At 63.2% G+C, this 17,708-nt stretch carries 15 protein-coding genes; 1 reads left to right on the plus strand and 14 read right to left on the minus strand.

Annotation, left to right across the window (positions count from 1 at the left end):
• The first annotated feature begins 75 nt into the window (after positions 1-75).
• On the plus strand, positions 76-1,551 hold the full coding sequence (locus JMV54_RS07555; protein ID WP_201518304.1) for an amino acid permease: 1,476 nt from the start codon (positions 76-78) through the stop codon (positions 1,549-1,551).
• On the opposite strand, the gene JMV54_RS07560 is transcribed toward JMV54_RS07555, so the two are convergent.
• The 14 genes from JMV54_RS07560 to JMV54_RS07625 form a co-directional block, all read right to left on the minus strand.
• Positions 1,548-2,504, minus strand: coding sequence for an alpha/beta fold hydrolase (locus tag JMV54_RS07560; RefSeq protein ID WP_201518305.1), 957 nt, complete (start codon positions 2,502-2,504; stop codon positions 1,548-1,550). The two genes, JMV54_RS07555 and JMV54_RS07560, sit on opposite strands and share 4 nt — an antisense overlap.
• A gap of 422 nt (positions 2,505-2,926) precedes the next feature.
• Positions 2,927-4,162, minus strand: a complete 1,236-nt coding sequence (rocD, locus tag JMV54_RS07565; RefSeq protein ID WP_201518306.1) for an ornithine--oxo-acid transaminase — start codon at positions 4,160-4,162, stop codon at positions 2,927-2,929.
• 124 nt (positions 4,163-4,286) lie between these two features.
• The gene (locus JMV54_RS07570; RefSeq protein ID WP_201518307.1) at positions 4,287-5,366 is read right to left on the minus strand and encodes a 2,3-butanediol dehydrogenase; all 1,080 of its coding nucleotides are present in this window, start codon (positions 5,364-5,366) and stop codon (positions 4,287-4,289) included.
• Positions 5,367-5,530: 164 nt separating this feature from the next.
• Complete coding sequence (locus JMV54_RS07575) at positions 5,531-6,889, minus strand: FAD-binding oxidoreductase (protein ID WP_201518308.1); 1,359 nt, start codon at positions 6,887-6,889, stop codon at positions 5,531-5,533.
• A 66-nt stretch (positions 6,890-6,955) separates the two neighbouring features.
• Entirely contained in the window at positions 6,956-7,744 is a 789-nt protein-coding gene (locus JMV54_RS07580) for an aldose epimerase family protein (RefSeq protein ID WP_201518309.1), read from the minus strand.
• Positions 7,745-7,834: 90 nt separating this feature from the next.
• Entirely contained in the window at positions 7,835-11,956 is a 4,122-nt protein-coding gene (locus tag JMV54_RS07585) for an aldehyde dehydrogenase family protein (protein ID WP_201518310.1), read from the minus strand.
• A 76-nt stretch (positions 11,957-12,032) separates the two neighbouring features.
• Positions 12,033-12,857 (minus strand): MetQ/NlpA family ABC transporter substrate-binding protein, encoded by an 825-nt coding sequence (locus JMV54_RS07590; RefSeq protein ID WP_201518311.1) that lies wholly within the window; start codon positions 12,855-12,857, stop codon positions 12,033-12,035.
• 73 nt (positions 12,858-12,930) lie between these two features.
• Positions 12,931-13,686 carry a methionine ABC transporter permease gene (locus JMV54_RS07595; RefSeq protein WP_201518312.1) on the minus strand — a complete coding sequence of 252 codons (756 nt, stop codon included), beginning with the start codon at positions 13,684-13,686 and terminating at the stop codon, positions 12,931-12,933.
• The gene (locus JMV54_RS07600; RefSeq protein ID WP_201518313.1) at positions 13,683-14,687 is read right to left on the minus strand and encodes a methionine ABC transporter ATP-binding protein; all 1,005 of its coding nucleotides are present in this window, start codon (positions 14,685-14,687) and stop codon (positions 13,683-13,685) included. Before JMV54_RS07600 ends, JMV54_RS07595 begins: the two co-directional genes overlap by 4 nt.
• Before the next feature lie 107 nt (positions 14,688-14,794).
• Positions 14,795-15,691 carry a uroporphyrinogen-III synthase gene (locus JMV54_RS07605; RefSeq protein WP_230972863.1) on the minus strand — a complete coding sequence of 299 codons (897 nt, stop codon included), beginning with the start codon at positions 15,689-15,691 and terminating at the stop codon, positions 14,795-14,797.
• A 62-nt stretch (positions 15,692-15,753) separates the two neighbouring features.
• Positions 15,754-16,509, minus strand: coding sequence for a hypothetical protein (locus JMV54_RS07610; protein WP_201518315.1), 756 nt, complete (start codon positions 16,507-16,509; stop codon positions 15,754-15,756).
• An 11-nt stretch (positions 16,510-16,520) separates the two neighbouring features.
• Entirely contained in the window at positions 16,521-16,808 is a 288-nt protein-coding gene (locus JMV54_RS07615; protein WP_201518316.1) for a DUF3618 domain-containing protein, read from the minus strand.
• Positions 16,801-17,280 carry a phage holin family protein gene (locus JMV54_RS07620; protein ID WP_230972689.1) on the minus strand — a complete coding sequence of 160 codons (480 nt, stop codon included), beginning with the start codon at positions 17,278-17,280 and terminating at the stop codon, positions 16,801-16,803. The genes JMV54_RS07615 and JMV54_RS07620 overlap by 8 nt, the downstream gene beginning before the upstream one ends.
• 48 nt (positions 17,281-17,328) lie before the next feature.
• Positions 17,329-17,667 (minus strand): YtxH domain-containing protein, encoded by a 339-nt coding sequence (locus JMV54_RS07625; RefSeq protein ID WP_201518317.1) that lies wholly within the window; start codon positions 17,665-17,667, stop codon positions 17,329-17,331.
• Positions 17,668-17,708 lie beyond the last annotated feature (41 nt).

A 17,708-nucleotide genomic window follows, 5' to 3' on the forward strand; every position in this document is an offset into this window, starting at 1 on the left:
CCGAATACTGAATGTCGGTTGCGCGAGTCGCCCTAATCCCGGTGCCGATTCCGCAGCCCTAACCGAAGCGAGAAGATGTCAAAGAAGACAAATAGCGACAGCTCCGCAGCTCCCGCAAGCAACACGGGCACCGTCGATATCGGCGACCACGGCTATCAAAAGGGTCTGCAGAACCGTCACATCCAGATGATCGCCATCGGCGGCGCGATCGGTACGGGGCTTTTCCTCGGCACCGGTGGCCGTTTCGAAATCGCCGGTCCGGCACTCGCGATCGTCTACGCCATCTGTGGTGTTTTCGCCTACATGGTGGTGCGTGCGCTCGGCGAGCTCGCCATGTACCGCCCATCATCGGGTGCCTTCGTGAGCTACGCACGTGAGTTTTTTGGCGAAAAGGGCGCCTACACCGTCGGCTGGCTGTACTTCCTCGACTGGGCCGCCACTGTCGTCGCCGACATCACCGCGGTAGCGCTCTACGCACACTTCTGGTCGATCTTCATGCCGATCCCCCAGTGGGTGCTCGCGCTCATCGCGCTCGCGGTCGTGATGACCATGAACCTGATCTCGGTGCGCCTATTCGGTGAACTCGAATTCTGGTTCGCATTCATCAAGGTTGGTGCGATCGTCCTGTTCGGCATCATCGGTATCTGGGTGCTGATTAGCGGACAGGCCGTCGGCGACTACCAGCCGGGCCTGAGCCTCATTACCGAACACGGTGGCCTGATCCCGAACGGTATCGGCTCGCTATTTGCCATCACCCTCGGTGTGGTGTTCGCCTTCGCTGGTATCGAAATGGTTGGTATCACCGCCGGTGAATCAACCGACCCGCACAAGTCGATCCCGCGCGCGGTCAACTCGGTTGTGTGGCGCATCCTGCTGTTCTACGTCGGCTCGGTGCTGCTGCTCACCCTGCTCATGCCGTGGGATGCCTACTCGTCAAGCGAGAGCCCGTTCGTTACCGTGCTCAGCGCAATCGGCATCCCCGCCGCCGACGATGTGATGAACCTCGTGGTGCTCACCGCCGCCATGTCGAGCCTCAACGCGGGGCTTTACGCCACCGGCCGCACCCTGCGTTCGCTGGCAATGGCCGGCACCGCACCAAAATTTGCCAAGCGGATGAACAAGGCGGGCGTGCCCTACGGCGGCATCCTGATCACCTGCGCCGTCGGTATCCTCGGCGTGTTCCTCAACATGATCATGCCCGAAAAGGCATTCGAGGTGGTGCTCAACCTCTCGGGTATCGGCACCGTCTCGGCATGGGCATCGATCATGCTCTGTCACTGGGCGCTGGTGCGGCGCGCCCGCCAGGGCAAGCTGCAGCGCCCCGAGTTCCAGCTGCGATTTGCCCCGTGGGTCAACCTGCTCACGCTGGTGTTCCTGGTGTCGGTGGTCGTGATGATCGGCCTCGACGGTGAAATCGGCCCGCTCACGCTCGGCCTGTTCGGCATCGCGCTCGTGGTGATGTTCATCGGCTGGTTCGTGGTGCGTGGTCGTATCGACGCCGAGGCGCTGACCCACAACATTGATGTGGTCGGCGAGGGAATCAACGACTAACCAAGCTGTTCTGCTGCTGCGCTGGCTGGTGTTTCAAATCGGAACGCCAGCCAGCGCAGCAAGTCGTTTGTGGTGGTTTCGTGGTCGAGCTCGTTAAACACCTCGTGCCGCGCACCCGGGTAGATGCGCAGCTCCACATCCTGCAGCCGCGAAACGTGACGATATGCCCAGGCAAGCGCCCGAGCGCCCCGACCGCCATAGCTGAGCGGATCGTGATCGCCGCCGAGAATGAGCACCGGCAGGCGTGCATCCCGCCCGCTACGCGGCAGCGGCGGCAGAGTCAGCAGGCCAAGCGCACCGAGCGGCGACCACACCGACGAGTGGGCGATGTCAAAGCCGTAGGGATCGTCAAGCATCCGATACACCTCGTCTTCGTCGCGCGAAAGCCAGCTGAGCCCGTGCGGTTTTTTCAGGTGCTCCCACGCGGCGTTGTAGTTGCCGACATTGATCAGGCCCGGCTGCGCGAGCGTGGTGCCCGAAAGCACGAGCCCGTCGAAGAGGTGGGGGTCGGTGCGGAATAGCTGCTGCGCCATGAGCGACCCCCACGAGTGGCCGAGCTCAATGATCGGCAACCCGCTGTGTTCGGCGCGGATGCGGTGCAGCACTTCGTGCACGGCGTGGCGGGCCCCGGGCACTCCATCGGGGCCGAGCTGCCCCAGCCCGTAGGCGCCGACGCCGGTGCGACCGTGCCCGTAGTGGTCGTCGGCGATCACGGTGTAGCCGGCGGCGGCCAGGGTGTTGGCGAGACGCTGGTAGCGACGAGCGTGCTCGCCGGCACCGTGCGAAATGTGCACGATCGCGTGCGGACGGCGACGGTTTGCCGGCCACTCGTAGATGTGGACGTTGATCCCCCGGATGCGGACCTGGTGTTCGAGATAGTCAACCCTGAAGCCATCATTGCTGGTGTCTTGTTTGGGGATGTAAAAACGTTCAGCTACCGGTCGAGGAGTCATAGCTTCCAGCCTATGCCCGGGTTCCTGCAGCTTTCTGCGGCTCCCTGCAGCTTCCTGCTGGTTCCTGCTGGTTCCTGCTGGTTCCTGCTGGTTCCTGCGGATTTTTGTTTCCTGTTTCCTGATTTTTGACTGCAGCGAGACAGGAAAAGGCCAGAATTCACCGGTTTTGGCACCTATCCCGCCCATTCTGCAGCCAAAAATCAGAGCCCGAATCCACTAATGCAGCCAGGAAACAAAAATCGCAGGGCACAGGTGCAGAGGCAGCGGCCGGGATGCAGACAGAGCAGACCGGATGCAGACAGAGCAGACCGGATGCAGACAGCACCGGATGCAGGCAGCACTCCAGAGATAGACAGCACCGGATGCAGACAGCACCGGAAAACAAACAGGGCTGGGGACGCACACCCCCAGCCCCTCGGCAACTAGGCCTGGCGTTCGTTCCAGCGGCGCTCAATCACCGCTGTGAACTCACGCACGAACAGTTCGAGCTCTTCGCGGCTCACCACAATCGGCAGCGCAACGCGGATCGACTGCGGCCGGGTGTTTTTGATCAGAATCCCCCGCTCGATCAACTCCGCAACCACCTCGGCGGCGGTGCCAATTGCCGGGTCAATATCAACACCCGCCCACAGCGCCACACCGCGCACCTCGGTGAGACCGCGCCCGAGCAGCGCGCGCAGCCCATCAAAGAGAACCGGATGCAGTTCTTCGGCGTGCGCCTGCCACTTGCCGGTGGCGAGTTCGTCACACACCGCTTTACCGAGCGCGGTTGCCACCGGGTTCCCACCAAAGGTCGAACCGTGCGTTCCCGGCGTGAATACGCTCATCACCTCGTCGCTGCCGAGCACCGCCGACACCGGGTAGAGACCGGCGCTCAGCGATTTTGCACAGGTGACCATATCGGGCAGGATGCCCTCGGCCTGGAAGCGGAACGGCGTTCCGGTGCGCCCCATCCCGGTCTGCACCTCATCGCAAATCATCAGCACGTTATTCCGCTGCGTAATCTCGCGCACCCGCTTGAGGTAGCCCTCCGGCGGCACCACGACGCCACCCTCACCCTGGATCGGTTCGAGCAGCACGGCGACGGTGTTGTCGTCGATGGCCGCTTCAATCGCGTCGGCGTCACCGAACGGCACCTTCACGAATCCGGGTGTGAATGGACCGAATCCATCCCGCGCGTTTTCGTCATCGCTGAACGACATGATGGTCGTGGTACGGCCGTGGAAGTTGCCGTGCATCACAATGATTTTGGCCTGGTCGGCGGCCACGCCCTTCACCTTGTAGCCCCACTTGCGGGCGGCTTTGATCGCGGTCTCATTCGCTTCGGCGCCGGTGTTCATCATCAGCACGCGATCGAGGCCCGACAGTTTCGTGATCGCCTCGGCGAACTCACCAAACCCGGTGGCATAAAACGCCCGCGAGGTGACGTCGAGCTTACGCATCTGGGCGCAGGCGATGTCGATGAATTTGTCGTTCGAGTGACCGAAGTTCGCAGCCGAGTATGCCATGACGGCGTCGAGGTAGCGCTTGCCGTCAACGTCGGTGACCCAGGCGCCCTTGCCTTCGGCGAGCACCACCGGCAGCGGGCCGTAGTTGTTGGTGCCGTGTTCGTTTACGAGTTCAATTTCTGCGGATGCGCGCGAAGACAGTTCAGACATGCTCCAAGCCTAGTGTCACAAAACAGCCCCAGCAGCCCGACCGGCACCGAAACAAGCGGCCCCGCAGCAACAAAACTGCGGGGCCGCTCAGCGTGCCCATCAGGATGCACACACTTCGTTGGGACTATTCGAGACCCTCACCCGAGGGCGACACCAAAATTTTTACCGCGGTTTCGTTGCGGTTGATGAGGGTGTCGAAGCCCTTGTCGATGAGGTCGTCGAGACCGATCTTGCCGGTGATGAATGGCTTCAGGTCGACCTTGCCTTCTTCAACCATCTTGATGGTCTTGGGATGCGTGTTGACGTACGCGATCGAACCGCGCATGTCGATCTCTTTCATGACCAGCTTGTGCATGTCGAAGTCGGCCTTGTGGCCCCAGATCGAGACGATCAGCAGCACACCGGTGGGGCGCAGCGCATCCATCAGAGTGTCGAGCACGACCTGCACGCTGGTGGCTTCAAAGGCAACATCGGCGCCCTTGCCGTCGGTGAGTTCGCGCACCTTCTCGACCACGTCGACCTCGCGCGGGTCAAAGGCGTAATCGGCGGCACCCGAGTCAAGCGCCTTCTGACGGCGCAGTTCACTCAGCTCAGACACCACGACGGTGGCGCCGATGGCCTTCAACGCGGCACCGCAGAGCACACCGATCGGCCCAGCACCGCCGACGATAGCAACATCGCCAGCCTTGGCACCCGAGCGCTCAACCGCGTGCACGGCCACCGAGAAGGGTTCGATGAGCGCGGCCTGGTCGAGGGGAATATCCTTCGAAATCTTGTGCACCCAGCGGCGCTCGACGGCGATCTTTTCTGACAGGCCACCGCCGCGGCCGGCGAGGCCAATGAAGTTCATGTCTTTCGAAAGGTGGTAGTCGTTGCTGTCGGGGCCGGTTTCGACACCGTCAGCGATGATGTAGGGCTCAACGACAACGTGGTCGCCAACTTCGAGCCCTTCAACGCCCTCGCCCACCTCGTAGACGACGCCCGACATTTCGTGTCCGAGCGTGACGGGCGACTCTTCACCCGAGATGGGGTGCGGTTGCCCCGCGGGCGGGCAAAAAATGGGGCCGTCGAGGTATTCGTGCAGGTCGGTGCCGCAGATACCGCACCAGGCAACGTCGATGCCGACTGTGCCCGGGGTAACCGCCGGCTCGGGGATGTCTTCGATGCGAATGTCGTGATTTCCGTAGTAGCGTGCTGCCTTCATTACGACCTCCTGATTGGAAGATGAGTCGGCACGGATCACGCGCCGATCGGCGACGATAACGCCCAAGCTCAGCGTACTCCTGCAGCTACCTTGCTATCTTCAGATTCGATGAGAGATTAACGGACCGGCACCACCAACAATTCACAAAGGTCACCCAATAATCACTATTCGAAAAACACCTTGCCCCTATTGAGAATGTTTTTCGGATCAAAGACGCGTTTAATCTGCCGCTGCAGCTCATACTGCCGATCGCCGAGCTCGTCGCCGAGCCAGCGACGTTTGAGCAGGCCGATGCCGTGCTCACCCGAAAGCGTGCCGCCAAGCTCAAGCGCGGCATGAAACATTTCGCTGGCTGCTTCCCAAACATGATCGGGAACCGCATCCGCCGACCCCTCAAATACGAAGGTCGGATGCAAATTCCCATCACCGGCATGAGACGGGCAGGCAATAAACACATTATATTTCGCGGCGATGCGATCAATTTCGGCGAACATGTCGACCATTTTTGATCGCGGAACCGCCACATCTTCGACCAGCACTGCCCCCATTGCGTCCAGCGCCGGAAAACCCTGCCGGCGCACATCCACGAGCGATGCGGCAGCCTCGGGGTCGGTGGTGAGCAGGGCCCGCCCGCCGGCCCGCTCGACCACTTCAAGCACCAGCCGCGCCTCACGCTCGGCATCGCTGCCATCGGTTTGAATGAGCAAATACACATTGCCCTGGCTGGCGAGATCAACGCCGGTGTGATCACTCACCGCCCGCAGCATATTGGCGTCGAGCAGCTCCTGTATCGCCGGCTGCAAACCGGCCGCCGTGATCGCAGCCGACGCGGCAGCTGCATCCGCCACGGTGTCAAAATAGGCGCCGATAGTGGGCACCACCCCGGCAACCGCCGGGCGAAGTTTCAGTGTCGCCTCGACAATAATGCCGAGCGTGCCCTCCGAACCGATCATCAGCGCACACAGGTCGAGGCCGGTGACGCCCTTGACCGTGCGGTGTCCCACTTCGATCAGCTCACCGTCGGCGAGCACCACTTTGAGCGACAGCACCGATTCGCGGGTCACACCGTATTTGGCGCACAGCAGCCCGCCCGCGTTCATGGCGATATTGCCGCCCACGGTCGACAGGTCTTTACTGGCGGGGTCGGGCGACCACCACAGGCCGTGTTTGGCGAGTTCGCGATTGAGGTCGCCATTGATAATGCCGGGTTCAACCACACACAGCAGGTCGTCACGCGAGATTTCGTGGATGCGGGTCATCTTGGCCGTCGACAGCACGATTTCACCGTGCCCGGCAACGGCGCCGCCGGAGAGCCCCGTACCGGCGCCACGGGTTACGACCGGGATGCCCTGCTCGTTGGCGTAGCGGCAGGTGGCCTGCACATCGGCGACTGTTTCGGCCTCAACGAGCGCCAGCGGTGCCGCACTGCTGCGCAGCCCCGAGCGGTCGCTGCGTAGCTGATCGAGCAGCTCCGGTTCGGTGCGCACTCGGCCGGGGACGGCGGCAAACAACCCATCAAGCATGAGGGTCAGTTTAATGAGTCGCGCACGGGCTGCCGCGACAGCTGACTTCTGGGGTAACGCAGCGCTCTAGACCGGCGCGTTCATCGTTTCAGCAACCGTGACCCGGCTGCGCAACACGAGCCGCTCCCCCACAGCAAGACGAGTGCCGCCGAGCGCGGCGGCTTCGACGCACACAAAATTGCGCCACTCACCCGCACCGAGGTCACTTGGGGATGCATCCGGGCCACAGTTCCACACGACCGCCTGCCGAGCGCCATCAAAACGCAATTTGAGCTGCCGCGCCATCGCCGCATCGGCGACGACAATTTCGCCGGCATCACCACCCGGCAATTCATAGATGCGATCGACCAGCGCACCGAACTCGATAGTCGGTTCTGCTTCGCACTCGCGCTGTGCAACCTTGTCAAAATAGCGGCAGTGCTCGAGCCCGCGCAGCAAAATTGCGGTCACATCCGACACCTGCAAATAGGTGTGCAGGGCCGCCTCAACCAGCGCCTCGCGCTCGCCGCGGTTGGTGATTGTCACCTCATTCACCAGCGTATTGTCGGCGGCCGTTGCCGCGGCCACAAGTTCAAGGGATGCATCGTTGCCGGCGGCATCCCGGTCAACTTCGAGCCGGTGCCGGGTGGCGGTTTCGCTCACCTCAAGCGGCTGCCACAGGCTCGTGCGGGCCGGGCCGTGACTCGGGCGCTGGTTCCCGTCGGGGCCGGCGGCAAACCACGGTGCGCAGATCGGCACCCCACCGCGCCAGGCGGTTTCGGCGCTCGAGGTCGCGAGCGAACTCGAAAACAGCACCGGCTTACCGGCCACCTCCCACGACACCGCGTGGGCCCCACGATCAAGCACCTGCAACATGGCCACAATGCTACGGCTGGCAGGTTACGTGGCCCATCGCCCGGATGCGCGCCCAACTGCCTGGTGCGCGCCAGACTACCCGGATGCGCGCTAGAGCTGTTCCGCCTCCCGCTCGTGCGGGAAGAGCCCCATCACCCGGTCGTCGGTATACCCAAACCGGTTTGCGGTGATCGAAATCGCCTGCTCGCGCAGGAATGGCAACATCTCAATCCGGCCCGCAAGCGTGACATCGTCTGAGAACAGCGCAATATCGACAATATTTTTTGTGGCGCGGCACACCGCCGAGCGCGATCCACCCACGAGTCGCATCCGCAGTGCATCCCGAAGCCCTTCCTGCCGCATCCGCTGCAGGAACGCCTCGTCGTTTTCAATCCACACCCGGGCGCCGCGACGCGCCAATTCATCGGCCACCTGCTGGGGCAACTCGCGGCTGAGCGACAGCAGCACCGGAGCCCGCGAGACGGTCACCGCCACCAGCACCTGCGCGAGTTCGGTAAACGAGGCGTCGTCGGCGGCACGAATCAGACATTCTGTGGGTCGATACCGGAACAGATTGCGCTCAACCCCGAGGTTGGCGCGATCGACCACCTCACCAAACTCTTCATTCCAGGCGATCTGGCAGCTCACCGCGGTGGTGCGCACACGCTCGAACGCGTCAAAGTCGAGCGACGCCTGCATCGCCTCGATCAGCCGCTGGCTGTCGTCTTCGAGCCCGCGCAGATGCAGCGTGTGTGACTGCTCACCCGGCTCGGCCCGCCAACGTCCCAGATGCACGAGCGAGTTGGGGCCACCCGATTTCATCTTGGTGCCGATCATTGAGCGACCCCAGCCACCGGTGGGATGCCGCTGCACACGGCCGTCGATCATTTCGCGGTTGACGTAGAGGTTGCCGGCCTTCACCAGCTGCACCCATTCGGCGATTTCGGCGCGGTCGAGCGCAAATAGCCCGGCACTCAGCCCGTAATCGATACGGTTTTGAATTTCAGTGGCCGCGGCCAGCGAATCGGCGGTAATGAGGTTGATGACCGGCACCGGTGCATCCTGCAGGGCCGATGGCGAATCAGGCTGCACACCGGCCCGGATACCGGGGGTCCACAATCTGCCGGCATCGTCGAGGGCACGCGGCTCGAGCAGCCAGCGCTCCCCCTCGGCCAGTTCGGTCAGCGCCTCCACCTGTTTCACCGTGGCGCGGCTGACGAGCGGGCCGACATGTACGGCGGGGTCTGACGGATAGCCGATGCGCACCGCCGCGATTGCGTCGGCAAGCTGGGCGGTGAATCGCGCCGAACGCGCCACCGCACCCACGAGAATCGCATTCGAGGGTCGGGCCGCGCGCTGTCCGAGCGAAGCCACCACCGAGCGCGCAATTTCAAATGCGGCCAGGTCGTAGTCGGCCGAGGGCGTCACGATCACCGATGATTTTCCACCAGACATCCCCACCAGCGGCAGATCTGACCGCCATTCGAGGAATCTGCGCGCGGTTTCATAGGTGCCCTGCATGAGCACTCGTTCGACACGTCGGTCGGTGATGAGCTGTTCACCCAGCTGTTCGTCGGTGAGCAGCCGTTCATCACATGATGCGACGTGTAGCAGCTGTTCATCCACGCCCGCCGCCCACAGCACTCGCACAATAATTGCGGCGGTGCGCGGGGTGCGCGGTGATGGCTTGAGCACTACGGCGCTGCCGGCCGCGAGCGCCGCGACAATCCCGCCGCAGGTTGACGCCACCGGCGGAATCCAGCCGGGCACCACGAGTGACACGCGCACCGGCTCGAATCGGGCGCCCTGCATCCGGTCGAGCTGGCGGGCCTGGTGGGCGGCGTGATTGGTGAGGTCGATCGCGTCGCTGACATCACGGTCGGCTTCGGCGAAGGTAAAACCGGTTTCGCTGATCGCCACCTCGATGAGACGCGCACGGTTGGCTTCGAGTGCGCGGGCGATGGTGTCGAGGCGAGCGGCGCGTTCCCAACCGCTGGTTGTTGACCAGGTTTCGGATGCCCGGTGTGCTTCGTCGAGTATCGTACCGATTGCTTCGGTCGACTCGACCATATCGGCGGCCGCTTCGGTGATGCCGAGTTCGCTGTGAGCGACGCGGCGGATGATGCGGCCGGCCCATTCGCGCACCGATGCCTGGGTGTGGTCTGAGACGGGTTCGTTGCGGAAGGTGTTGCGCAGTGGCCGGCCGCGGCGCAGCCCGAGCACCACTTCGGTGAGGTCGGGTTGGGCACCGGTATCTGCCGGGTTGACGATGGCGGTTTCGTTGCTGTCGGTTGCGCGGTTGCCGGATGCGGCCACGGTCAGCTCGGTACCGGCTTCAGTATCTGCGTCGGTGTGCGTCTGGGTGCGGTTGTTTGCTGCCGGTTGATTGTGGATGCGGCCAAGCACCGTGGTTGCGTTCGCATCGCCGTCGATGGTGATGGGTCGGGCCGCCACGAACGATTCCGACCAGTCGGGGCGCGGCGCTTCGGGCTCGTCGCTGAACAGCCCGGGCGGGAACATATCGAAGGGTATTGAGGCGGTGACGTTGGGGGCATCCTCGGGGTTCACTCGCTGCTGCACGTGCGTGCGTCCCACCGGCAGTTCATCGGCAAGGTCGACCGCGGCGAGCAGTCGCTGCGCGGCCGGTGACAGGTCATCGTCGACACTCGCCTCGGTGTCGGCTCGCTGCAGTTCACGTTCGGCGAGTAGCGAGCGCAGATAGCGGGTGCCGGCGCGCAGACCGCTTTCGGGTAGCAGCCCCAGCCTCACTCGGATGGCCGCGCCCGCGTCACGCAGCTGCTCGATCAGATGCCGGGGTGTTCCGGCCGGAACGAGCACCGAAACGGCCGCGAGTGCACCGCGTTTGCGGGCGAGCTGCAGCGCCAGCGCGGCATCGAACCGGCTGTTGATCCCAACTTCGAGTTCGAGGGTGCCGTGGTGTTCGGGCGAGAGCACTTCGTCAATCAGGTGCACCGCGTTGGCGTCGACCTCTTCGGGTTTGGTGTAGCACAGCGGCGGCATTGAGCGCAGTTTCGCTTCGGCCAGCTCGGCCCGCACGCCGGGGCGACGGGTGACGGCCACGCGAATGGCCGAGCCACCGTCTTCGCGCCGCAGATGTGCCCATCCCGCGAGTCGTCGCAATAGCGGCGCCGATTCGGGATAGTCGGCCGGGATTTCAATTCCGGCCCGCGCATGTTCAAGCCCGTTCACGTCGAGAGCACGCATGAACGTTTCAACCGCGAGCTCGAGTCGGCTGGCGCTGGTCACCCGCAATTGCACATAGGTTGGGGTGTTGCCTTCGGCTGCGGCGAGCAGAATGGCGGCGAGGCGGATGGCGGCGCGGTCGGCGTTACCGTCGAAATCCCAATCGTTGTCGAGATAGTCGAGGTTGTCGACCGCCATTTCGAGTTCGACCAGGTCGTCATGGCCGGCGAGTTCGAGCAGCCGTTCTTGCAGGGCATTGAAGCCGTTTTCACCGAGCACAGGCTCGCAAAGTGGCCGCACGCGCGCCGCGTAGCCGTCTCGGTGCACCGCGTCGATGCGCTCGCTGAGGTTGCCGGCGCGCACGAGGTCGGCGTCGAACAGCCGATGCGTCGCCCGTTTTGCCAGCGGTACAGCGATAAAGGGCGCGCCGGCACCGGCAAACGTGCCGAGTTTCAGCAGCCGTCGGGATGTACCGGTCACCGATTCGGGGATGCGGCCGTTCAGGTCTCCGAGACCGTTGCCGGCGGTCACTCGGTCGTCGGGGCGGATGACATCATCAACAAGCTGTCGCAGGAAGGTCGCTCCGGCGGGGTCACGCAGCAGCCGGTCGAGTTCGGAACGGTCGTCGAGCTGACTATCGCTTGGCTGTGCACCCGCTTCGGTGTCGCCGTATCGCTGGCGATCATCCGCATCCCATTGCCGCAATAGCGCCAGTGTTTCGGGGATGACGTCGTTCACCGTTACCGAAAAGCGGCTCGCCTGATCTTCGGCCGCTTCAGCGGCTGCCGCAACCGCCGGTGACTGCGGTGGCTTTGGTAGCTGTGGCAGCGCGGCCGATTCGGGTTGCGACGCACGAATCTCGCCGACGTCGATTGGTTCGGCGAGATTCGTGTCTGATTCTGGGTCTTGACTGCGGCGCGCGAGCACACCGCGAACGAGGTCGGCGCGTTCTTGACGCAGCGCCGACTCGTTACGGTTTTCGTCGCGCCCCGACTCCTCGGGGGCGCGGTCACCCTGCGGGTTGTGCATGTTTGCAGCCTAGCGATGCAAACACTCGCTGGCCGGGTGCCGCGCCCGTCGTGGACCACGATTTATTGCGTGAGCGCTACTGCTTGTTTCCGGGCAGGATCAGGCCGTTCCAGGTTTCATTGATGTAGTCGGCCATTTCGGGTGACAGCAGCAGCTCGTGCAGTTTTTGGATGCGCGGGTCGTCCTGCAGCTCGGGTCGGGTGGCAAGCACGTTGTAGTACTTTGACCCCTCCGTTTCGGCGAGCAGGATGGTCTCGCTCGTCAGTTTCGCGGGGATCGCGTATGACGAGGTCACGAACGCGGCATCGTTGTCGTCGAGGGTGCGTGCCAGTGTGGCGTTATCAACCTCTTGGAACTCGTAGTTTTTGGGGTTCGCGGTGATACCCGAGATGTTGTCGGCGCCATCAGCAATTTCGATGATGCCTTCGCTCGCGAGCAGTTCGAGCGCACGAGCCTCGTTCGAGGGGTCTTTTGGAATCGAGATGACGGCACCGTCGGGCAGCTCATCGAAGCTCTTGTGCTTTTTTGAGTGGAAAGCCGCGGCGGGCAGATAGATCTGACCGAGCGAGACGAGATCATCACCCGCTTCGCTGTTGTACTTGTCGAGGAAGGCCTGGTGCTGGAAGAGGTTCGCGTCAATCGAACCGTCTGAGAGTGCCGGGTTGGGGGTGTTGTAGTCAGAGAATTCAACGAACTCGATCTGAATGCCGGCCTCTTCGGCGAGATTTTTTTGCACGAACTGCAGCATTTCGCCGGCGGGCACCGCGAGCGCACCCACGCGCAGCGGGGTGTCGAGCGAAACATCTTCGGGTGTCTGGGCGGCTCCCGCACACGCCGAAAGAGCAAGTGCGGTGGCCGCGGCAACACCGACGGCAAGGATGCGACGAATCGTTTTTTGCATTGATAGTTCCTTTTCGGTGGGGTTGCCCGGTTGCGTGAGCAACGGGACGGGATGGAGAGCTTGCGGGGTTTCGCTACACTTCGCGGCTGAACAGTGTGCGGTGTTTGGGCCGTTCGCGGCCGTAGCGCTTGGCGATAAAGGTGAGTGCGGTCTGGATGAGCTGCACAAATACGAACAGGATGATGATCACGGCCACCATGTGTATCGGTGAGTAGCGCTCGTGGCCGTAGGAGATTGCCACTTGGCCGAGCCCACCACCGCCCACGGTGCCGACCATCGCCGAAAAGTTGATGATCGAGGTGAGCGTGGTGGCGACACCGAGGATGATCGCCGGAGTTGCTTCGGGCAGAATGACTCGGCGCACGGTGAGCCACCGCGAGGCGCCGAGCGAGTCGGCGGCTTCGAGCAGCCCGGCGTCAACTTCACGCACTGCGATCTCAACCATGCGGGCAAAAAACGGGATGGCCACGAGCGTGAGCGGGATGGTGGCGGCCTCGGTGCCAATGAATGTTGGCCGCTGGGTGAGCATCAGCATCACCCAACGGGTGACCGGGATGAGCGCCACCATGAGCACAATGAACGGCACCGAGCGGCCGATGTTGACGATGAAGCTCAGCACCGTGTTGACCGTGGCACCGAGCCAGCGTTGACCGAAGGGTTTGGCCAAAAAGCCGCCGCGCTCGGTTGCCACCAGGATGATGCCCAGCGGTAGGCCGATCAGCAGCGTGATGAGCATCGAAACCGATGCCATATAGAGAGTTTCGCCGGTGCCTTTGAGCAGCACCTGCCACAGCTCGGGCCAAAAATCTGGATTGTTGATATCGGTCACGACTGCACCTCCGCGGGGTCGGTAACGCGCCAGGCGGTGAGCCCATCGGCAATGAAGTGGGCAACCACGCGCTCGGCGTCGGCGACGGTGCCGGGAACCGCGAGCCGGGTGCGGCCAATTTGCACGCCGTCGATGGTTTCGAGCGTGGCGCCAATAATCGACACGTCAACGTCGAGGGTGCGTGCCAAGCGCACCACCGCCGCATCCGTAGCCTGGAGTTGCGAGTAGGTGACGTCGACGATCTCGTAGCCGGGGATGCGGCTGAACGCACCCACCGGGAAGAGCTCTTCAGCCACCTGGCTGCCGGGGGTGGCGATCAGCTCGGGCAGGGTGCCGGTTTCAATGACCCGGCCGTGTTCCATGAGCGCGGCCGAGTCGCAGATGCGTTTCACCACATCCATTTCGTGGGTGATGAGCATCACGGTGAGGTCGAGTTCGGTGCTGAGCCGTTTAATGAGGTCGAGGATGCTGCGCGTAGTTTCCGGGTCGAGCGCGCTGGTTGCCTCGTCACTCAGCAACACGCTGGGGTTGCTGGCGAGGGCGCGAGCGATGCCGACACGCTGCCGCTGCCCGCCCGAAAGCTGCCGTGGATAGTCGTTCGCTCGATGCGCGAGCCCCACGAGGTCGAGCACCTCGAGCACGCGACTGCGGCGCTGCGCACGCGGGGTGCCCACCGCCTCGAGCGCGAAGTCGACGTTTTGGGCGACCGTGCGGTTGCCCACCAGGTTGAAGTGCTGGAACACCATGCCGATGTCGTGCCGGGCGGTGCGCAGCGCGTTACCGTCGAGTTCGGTGATGCGATGCTCGCCGACGGTGACCGTGCCGCGATCCGGGCGCTCGAGCGCGTTGACGCAGCGCAGCAGCGTCGATTTACCGGCGCCCGATTGGCCAACGACACCGAAGATGCTGCCGCGGGCAACGTGCAGCGACACATCCTGCAGCGCGTGGACGGCGCGCTCGCCGCTGCCGTATGAACGGCTCACGCTTTCGATGGTGATCACAGGTTTCCTCCAGGTTCAGGTCACCTGATTCTGATCACCTTGATTCTTTTGTCGAAATCTCGTGACGCTAGGTTACGACGAACCGAAGCTGTCAGTTCGTGAAAACTTTACTGGTCAGAGTCGATATCGCTGTCGTTTCGCGCCTCGTCAACCGCCGGCACGTCTTCGTCGCGCACCTGCTGCGAGGCGACATATCGCCCGCTCGCCTGCAGTTCGCGCAGGGCACTGAGATCAATGGCCATAGTCTCGGGGAGCGGCTCCCCTACGAGCAACCACTCGAGCCCATCCAGCAGCGAACCCACTGAGCGCTGCTTGGCGACGACATCGATGCGCAGGCCGAGCGCCCGGGCATCTTTTGCGGTGCGGGGGCCGACGGCACCCAGCATGATGTCTTCGGGGATGTGATCGAATTGCTTCACCAGCTGCTCGGCAACCGAGCCGCTGGTGACCAGCACCGCGCGGATGCGCGAGTGTCGGATGTCGTATTGGATCGAGTCGGCCGCCGGAACCCCCACTGAGCGGTAGGCGACCACTGAGTCGACGTGGTGTCCGCGGCGACGCATCCCGTTGGTGAGTGTCGGTTTTGAATGCTCTGAGCGCAACCACAGCGCCCGCACCCGCTCGGGTGCCTGCCGCTGGGCCTGCGGCCACTCCACCAACAGGCCCTTGGCCGAGTCGTCATAGACGGGGATAAAGTCAGCGTTGTAGCCGGCGCTCGCCAGCGCCTGCGCGGTGGTTTCACCAGCAGCGGCGATCTTGGTGGTGGCCGGGACGCGCACATTCATCGAGTGCATCACATCGATGGCGGTCTGGCTGGTCACCACGAGCCACTCATAGTCGCCGCGTTCGAGTTTGGCGAGCGCCTCGTGCAGTTGGGGGGCATCCTGCGGCGAGGGGCTCGCAAAATTGATGAGGGGCGCGACGATGGGGAATGCCCCGCGAGCGCGCACCGCTTCAGCAGCGTTACTTCCGAAAGTTCCGCCGCGGGGCACGAGAATTTTCATGCCCCGCAGTGGCCGCTCTGGGTCGCGAGTAATAAAGCGTCGAGACGTTGACCCCACCATGCCTAGTGGAGCACCTCATAGATCTCTGCGGGGCTCACCAGCCGACCCAGCGTCAGCGAAGTCACCGAACCAATTTCCACATCGTCTCCGAACGGTTGGCCAAGGTCGCCCAAAAGTGCCACCGGCTCATCCGCTTCAGCCACCACGAAAAATCCCATTTCACCAATACCGAGCTCGCTGTGCAGCGACACGACTGCGTCACCGCGCAGCAGCGTGGCATCGTCTTCGAGGCCGAGTTCGGGGTCGGCAGCATCGAGTTCGGCCTGATCGAAATCGTCGACATCGGCGGTAACTAATTCACCGTCAACGAGTTCATCAAGATCATCGTCGGCAAACGCGAGCTCGTCAGGGTCGGGCTCGGTGACTTCGAGCAGGTTCAGCCAGCGTCGCGGCTCGGGCTCGAGCTCGGTGAGCTCAACCATGGCGTACGGGTCGAAAATGTCGAGCTCCGCAAACATCTCGGTGCGCAGCAGCTGCCGCTGTGCCCACTGCAGATCGGTCATTGAGCTGCCGCGCAACCACACGAGCAATACCTCGTGACCGTTAAACCCGGTGAGGTCGTAGCAGCCGCGCAGCTCAACGCCCTCGTCTCGCAGCTCGGCAAGCACACCATCGAGCTGTTCAATGGCGCGCACTGCCTGCTCACCGGCGCCCCCGGTGCGCTGCAACTCGCCGTTGCTCGCCAGGGTGCAGATGAGTGAATACGAAACCTCAGGCACCGCCGAAGCGGTGTCTGAGGTTGCAATCTGGTCTGCCACAATCGCCTCGCTTAGCGCCCGCGTCGCGGCAGCATGAAGGCACCAGCGATGATGCCGCCGATGATGGCAACCGTACCCGCGAGCACTCCCACGGTTAGGGCAGGGTTGTCATTCCAGAGACGTTGCGCCTGGGTCTTGCGGTCGGCGGCCCAGTCACCGAGCCGGCTCGGTACGTCGAACTTGTATTCGAGCGCGTCGAGAGTTTCGGCCAGTTCGCGACGGGTCTGAGCGATATCGCTACGCACCTGGGCAGCACTGCGCTTGACAGGCTGTTCGGGGGTGGTGTTTTCGTTACTCATATTTGCCGAGTCCTTTCAGCGCATTGAGGTCTTGACGCACCGAGTCGAGTGTCTCGGTGGGGACGACACCGTTCATCTTTTTGAACATTGTGATGGCCACGATGGTCGCGATCACCATAATCACCAGCAGTGCACCGGCCACAATCAGGGCCGACAGCCACGGCGCAAACACAGTGTTCAGGCCGAGAATTGCCGCGGTGATGAGCACGGCCCACAGCGTGACGGCAAAAAACGCCACCACCGCAAACAGACCAGCGCCGGTGCCACCCTTGATGGCTTTTGACTTCATCTCGAGCTTGACCTGCTCGAGCTCCGACTTCACCAGGTTGGTCACCAGACCCGGCACCGAGCCGACGAGCCGGCTGGTTTTTTGCTTTGATTTGGGGTTGAACTTGCCGATGCGCATCGGTTCTTCAACATTGGGGAAGGGGCCGCTGGCTTCGGCAGCCGGGGTCTTGTCGTAATCGCTCATCCGAGTGTCCTTTCTACGCCCTGCTCGGCGATCGGCACAATAAACCTGCTAGGCGGGGTTCGAAACCGTGCCCTCGGGGACAGTATCGCGCTCAGCAGCCGCGGCTCCGGCCTTGCGCTGCGCTTCGCGGCGCGAGGCACCAGTAGCCGCACGGGTGAGCGCCGAAGCACCCTTACCAAGCAGCCCAAATGCCTGCTCTACCACCGAGGGCACGTAGCGGTCGACCAATTGCTGAACTCGTTCGGCCTGCCGTTGCACAGGCTTGGAGTTCCACACTTTGCCGGCCTGACGCGCAATCTGTTCATAGCGCTCACGTCCGGCACGCGCGCCGAGCACATAGCCGGTGGCGAGACCGGCGAACAGCGCGATTTTGGATGCGGTTTTCATTGGGTCTCCTTCAGGCGGGGTCATGGTCACCGGTCGGCAGC

The sequence above is a fragment of the Gulosibacter hominis genome, from assembly GCF_904842695.1.
In the GTDB taxonomy this organism is placed as follows: domain Bacteria; phylum Actinomycetota; class Actinomycetes; order Actinomycetales; family Microbacteriaceae; genus Gulosibacter; species Gulosibacter hominis.

Bases quoted from the DNA above. Each gene is read 5' to 3' on its own strand.
- JMV54_RS07560 (WP_201518305.1), bottom strand. From the start codon at position 2,504: ATGACTCCTCGACCGGTAGCTGAACGTTTTTACATCCCCAAACAAGAC.
- JMV54_RS07585 (WP_201518310.1), bottom strand. From the start codon at position 11,956: ATGCACAACCCGCAGGGTGACCGCGCCCCCGAGGAGTCGGGGCGCGAC.
- JMV54_RS07575 (WP_201518308.1), bottom strand. From the start codon at position 6,889: ATGCTTGATGGGTTGTTTGCCGCCGTCCCCGGCCGAGTGCGCACCGAA.
- JMV54_RS07570 (WP_201518307.1), bottom strand. From the start codon at position 5,366: ATGAAGGCAGCACGCTACTACGGAAATCACGACATTCGCATCGAAGAC.
- JMV54_RS07580 (WP_201518309.1), bottom strand. From the start codon at position 7,744: ATGTTGCAGGTGCTTGATCGTGGGGCCCACGCGGTGTCGTGGGAGGTG.
- JMV54_RS07590 (WP_201518311.1), bottom strand. From the start codon at position 12,857: ATGCAAAAAACGATTCGTCGCATCCTTGCCGTCGGTGTTGCCGCGGCC.
- JMV54_RS07555 (WP_201518304.1), top strand. From the start codon at position 76: ATGTCAAAGAAGACAAATAGCGACAGCTCCGCAGCTCCCGCAAGCAAC.
- JMV54_RS07615 (WP_201518316.1), bottom strand. From the start codon at position 16,808: ATGAGTAACGAAAACACCACCCCCGAACAGCCTGTCAAGCGCAGTGCT.
- JMV54_RS07620 (WP_230972689.1), bottom strand. From the start codon at position 17,280: ATGAGCGATTACGACAAGACCCCGGCTGCCGAAGCCAGCGGCCCCTTC.
- rocD (WP_201518306.1), bottom strand. From the start codon at position 4,162: ATGTCTGAACTGTCTTCGCGCGCATCCGCAGAAATTGAACTCGTAAAC.
- JMV54_RS07605 (WP_230972863.1), bottom strand. From the start codon at position 15,691: ATGAAAATTCTCGTGCCCCGCGGCGGAACTTTCGGAAGTAACGCTGCT.
- JMV54_RS07625 (WP_201518317.1), bottom strand. From the start codon at position 17,667: ATGAAAACCGCATCCAAAATCGCGCTGTTCGCCGGTCTCGCCACCGGC.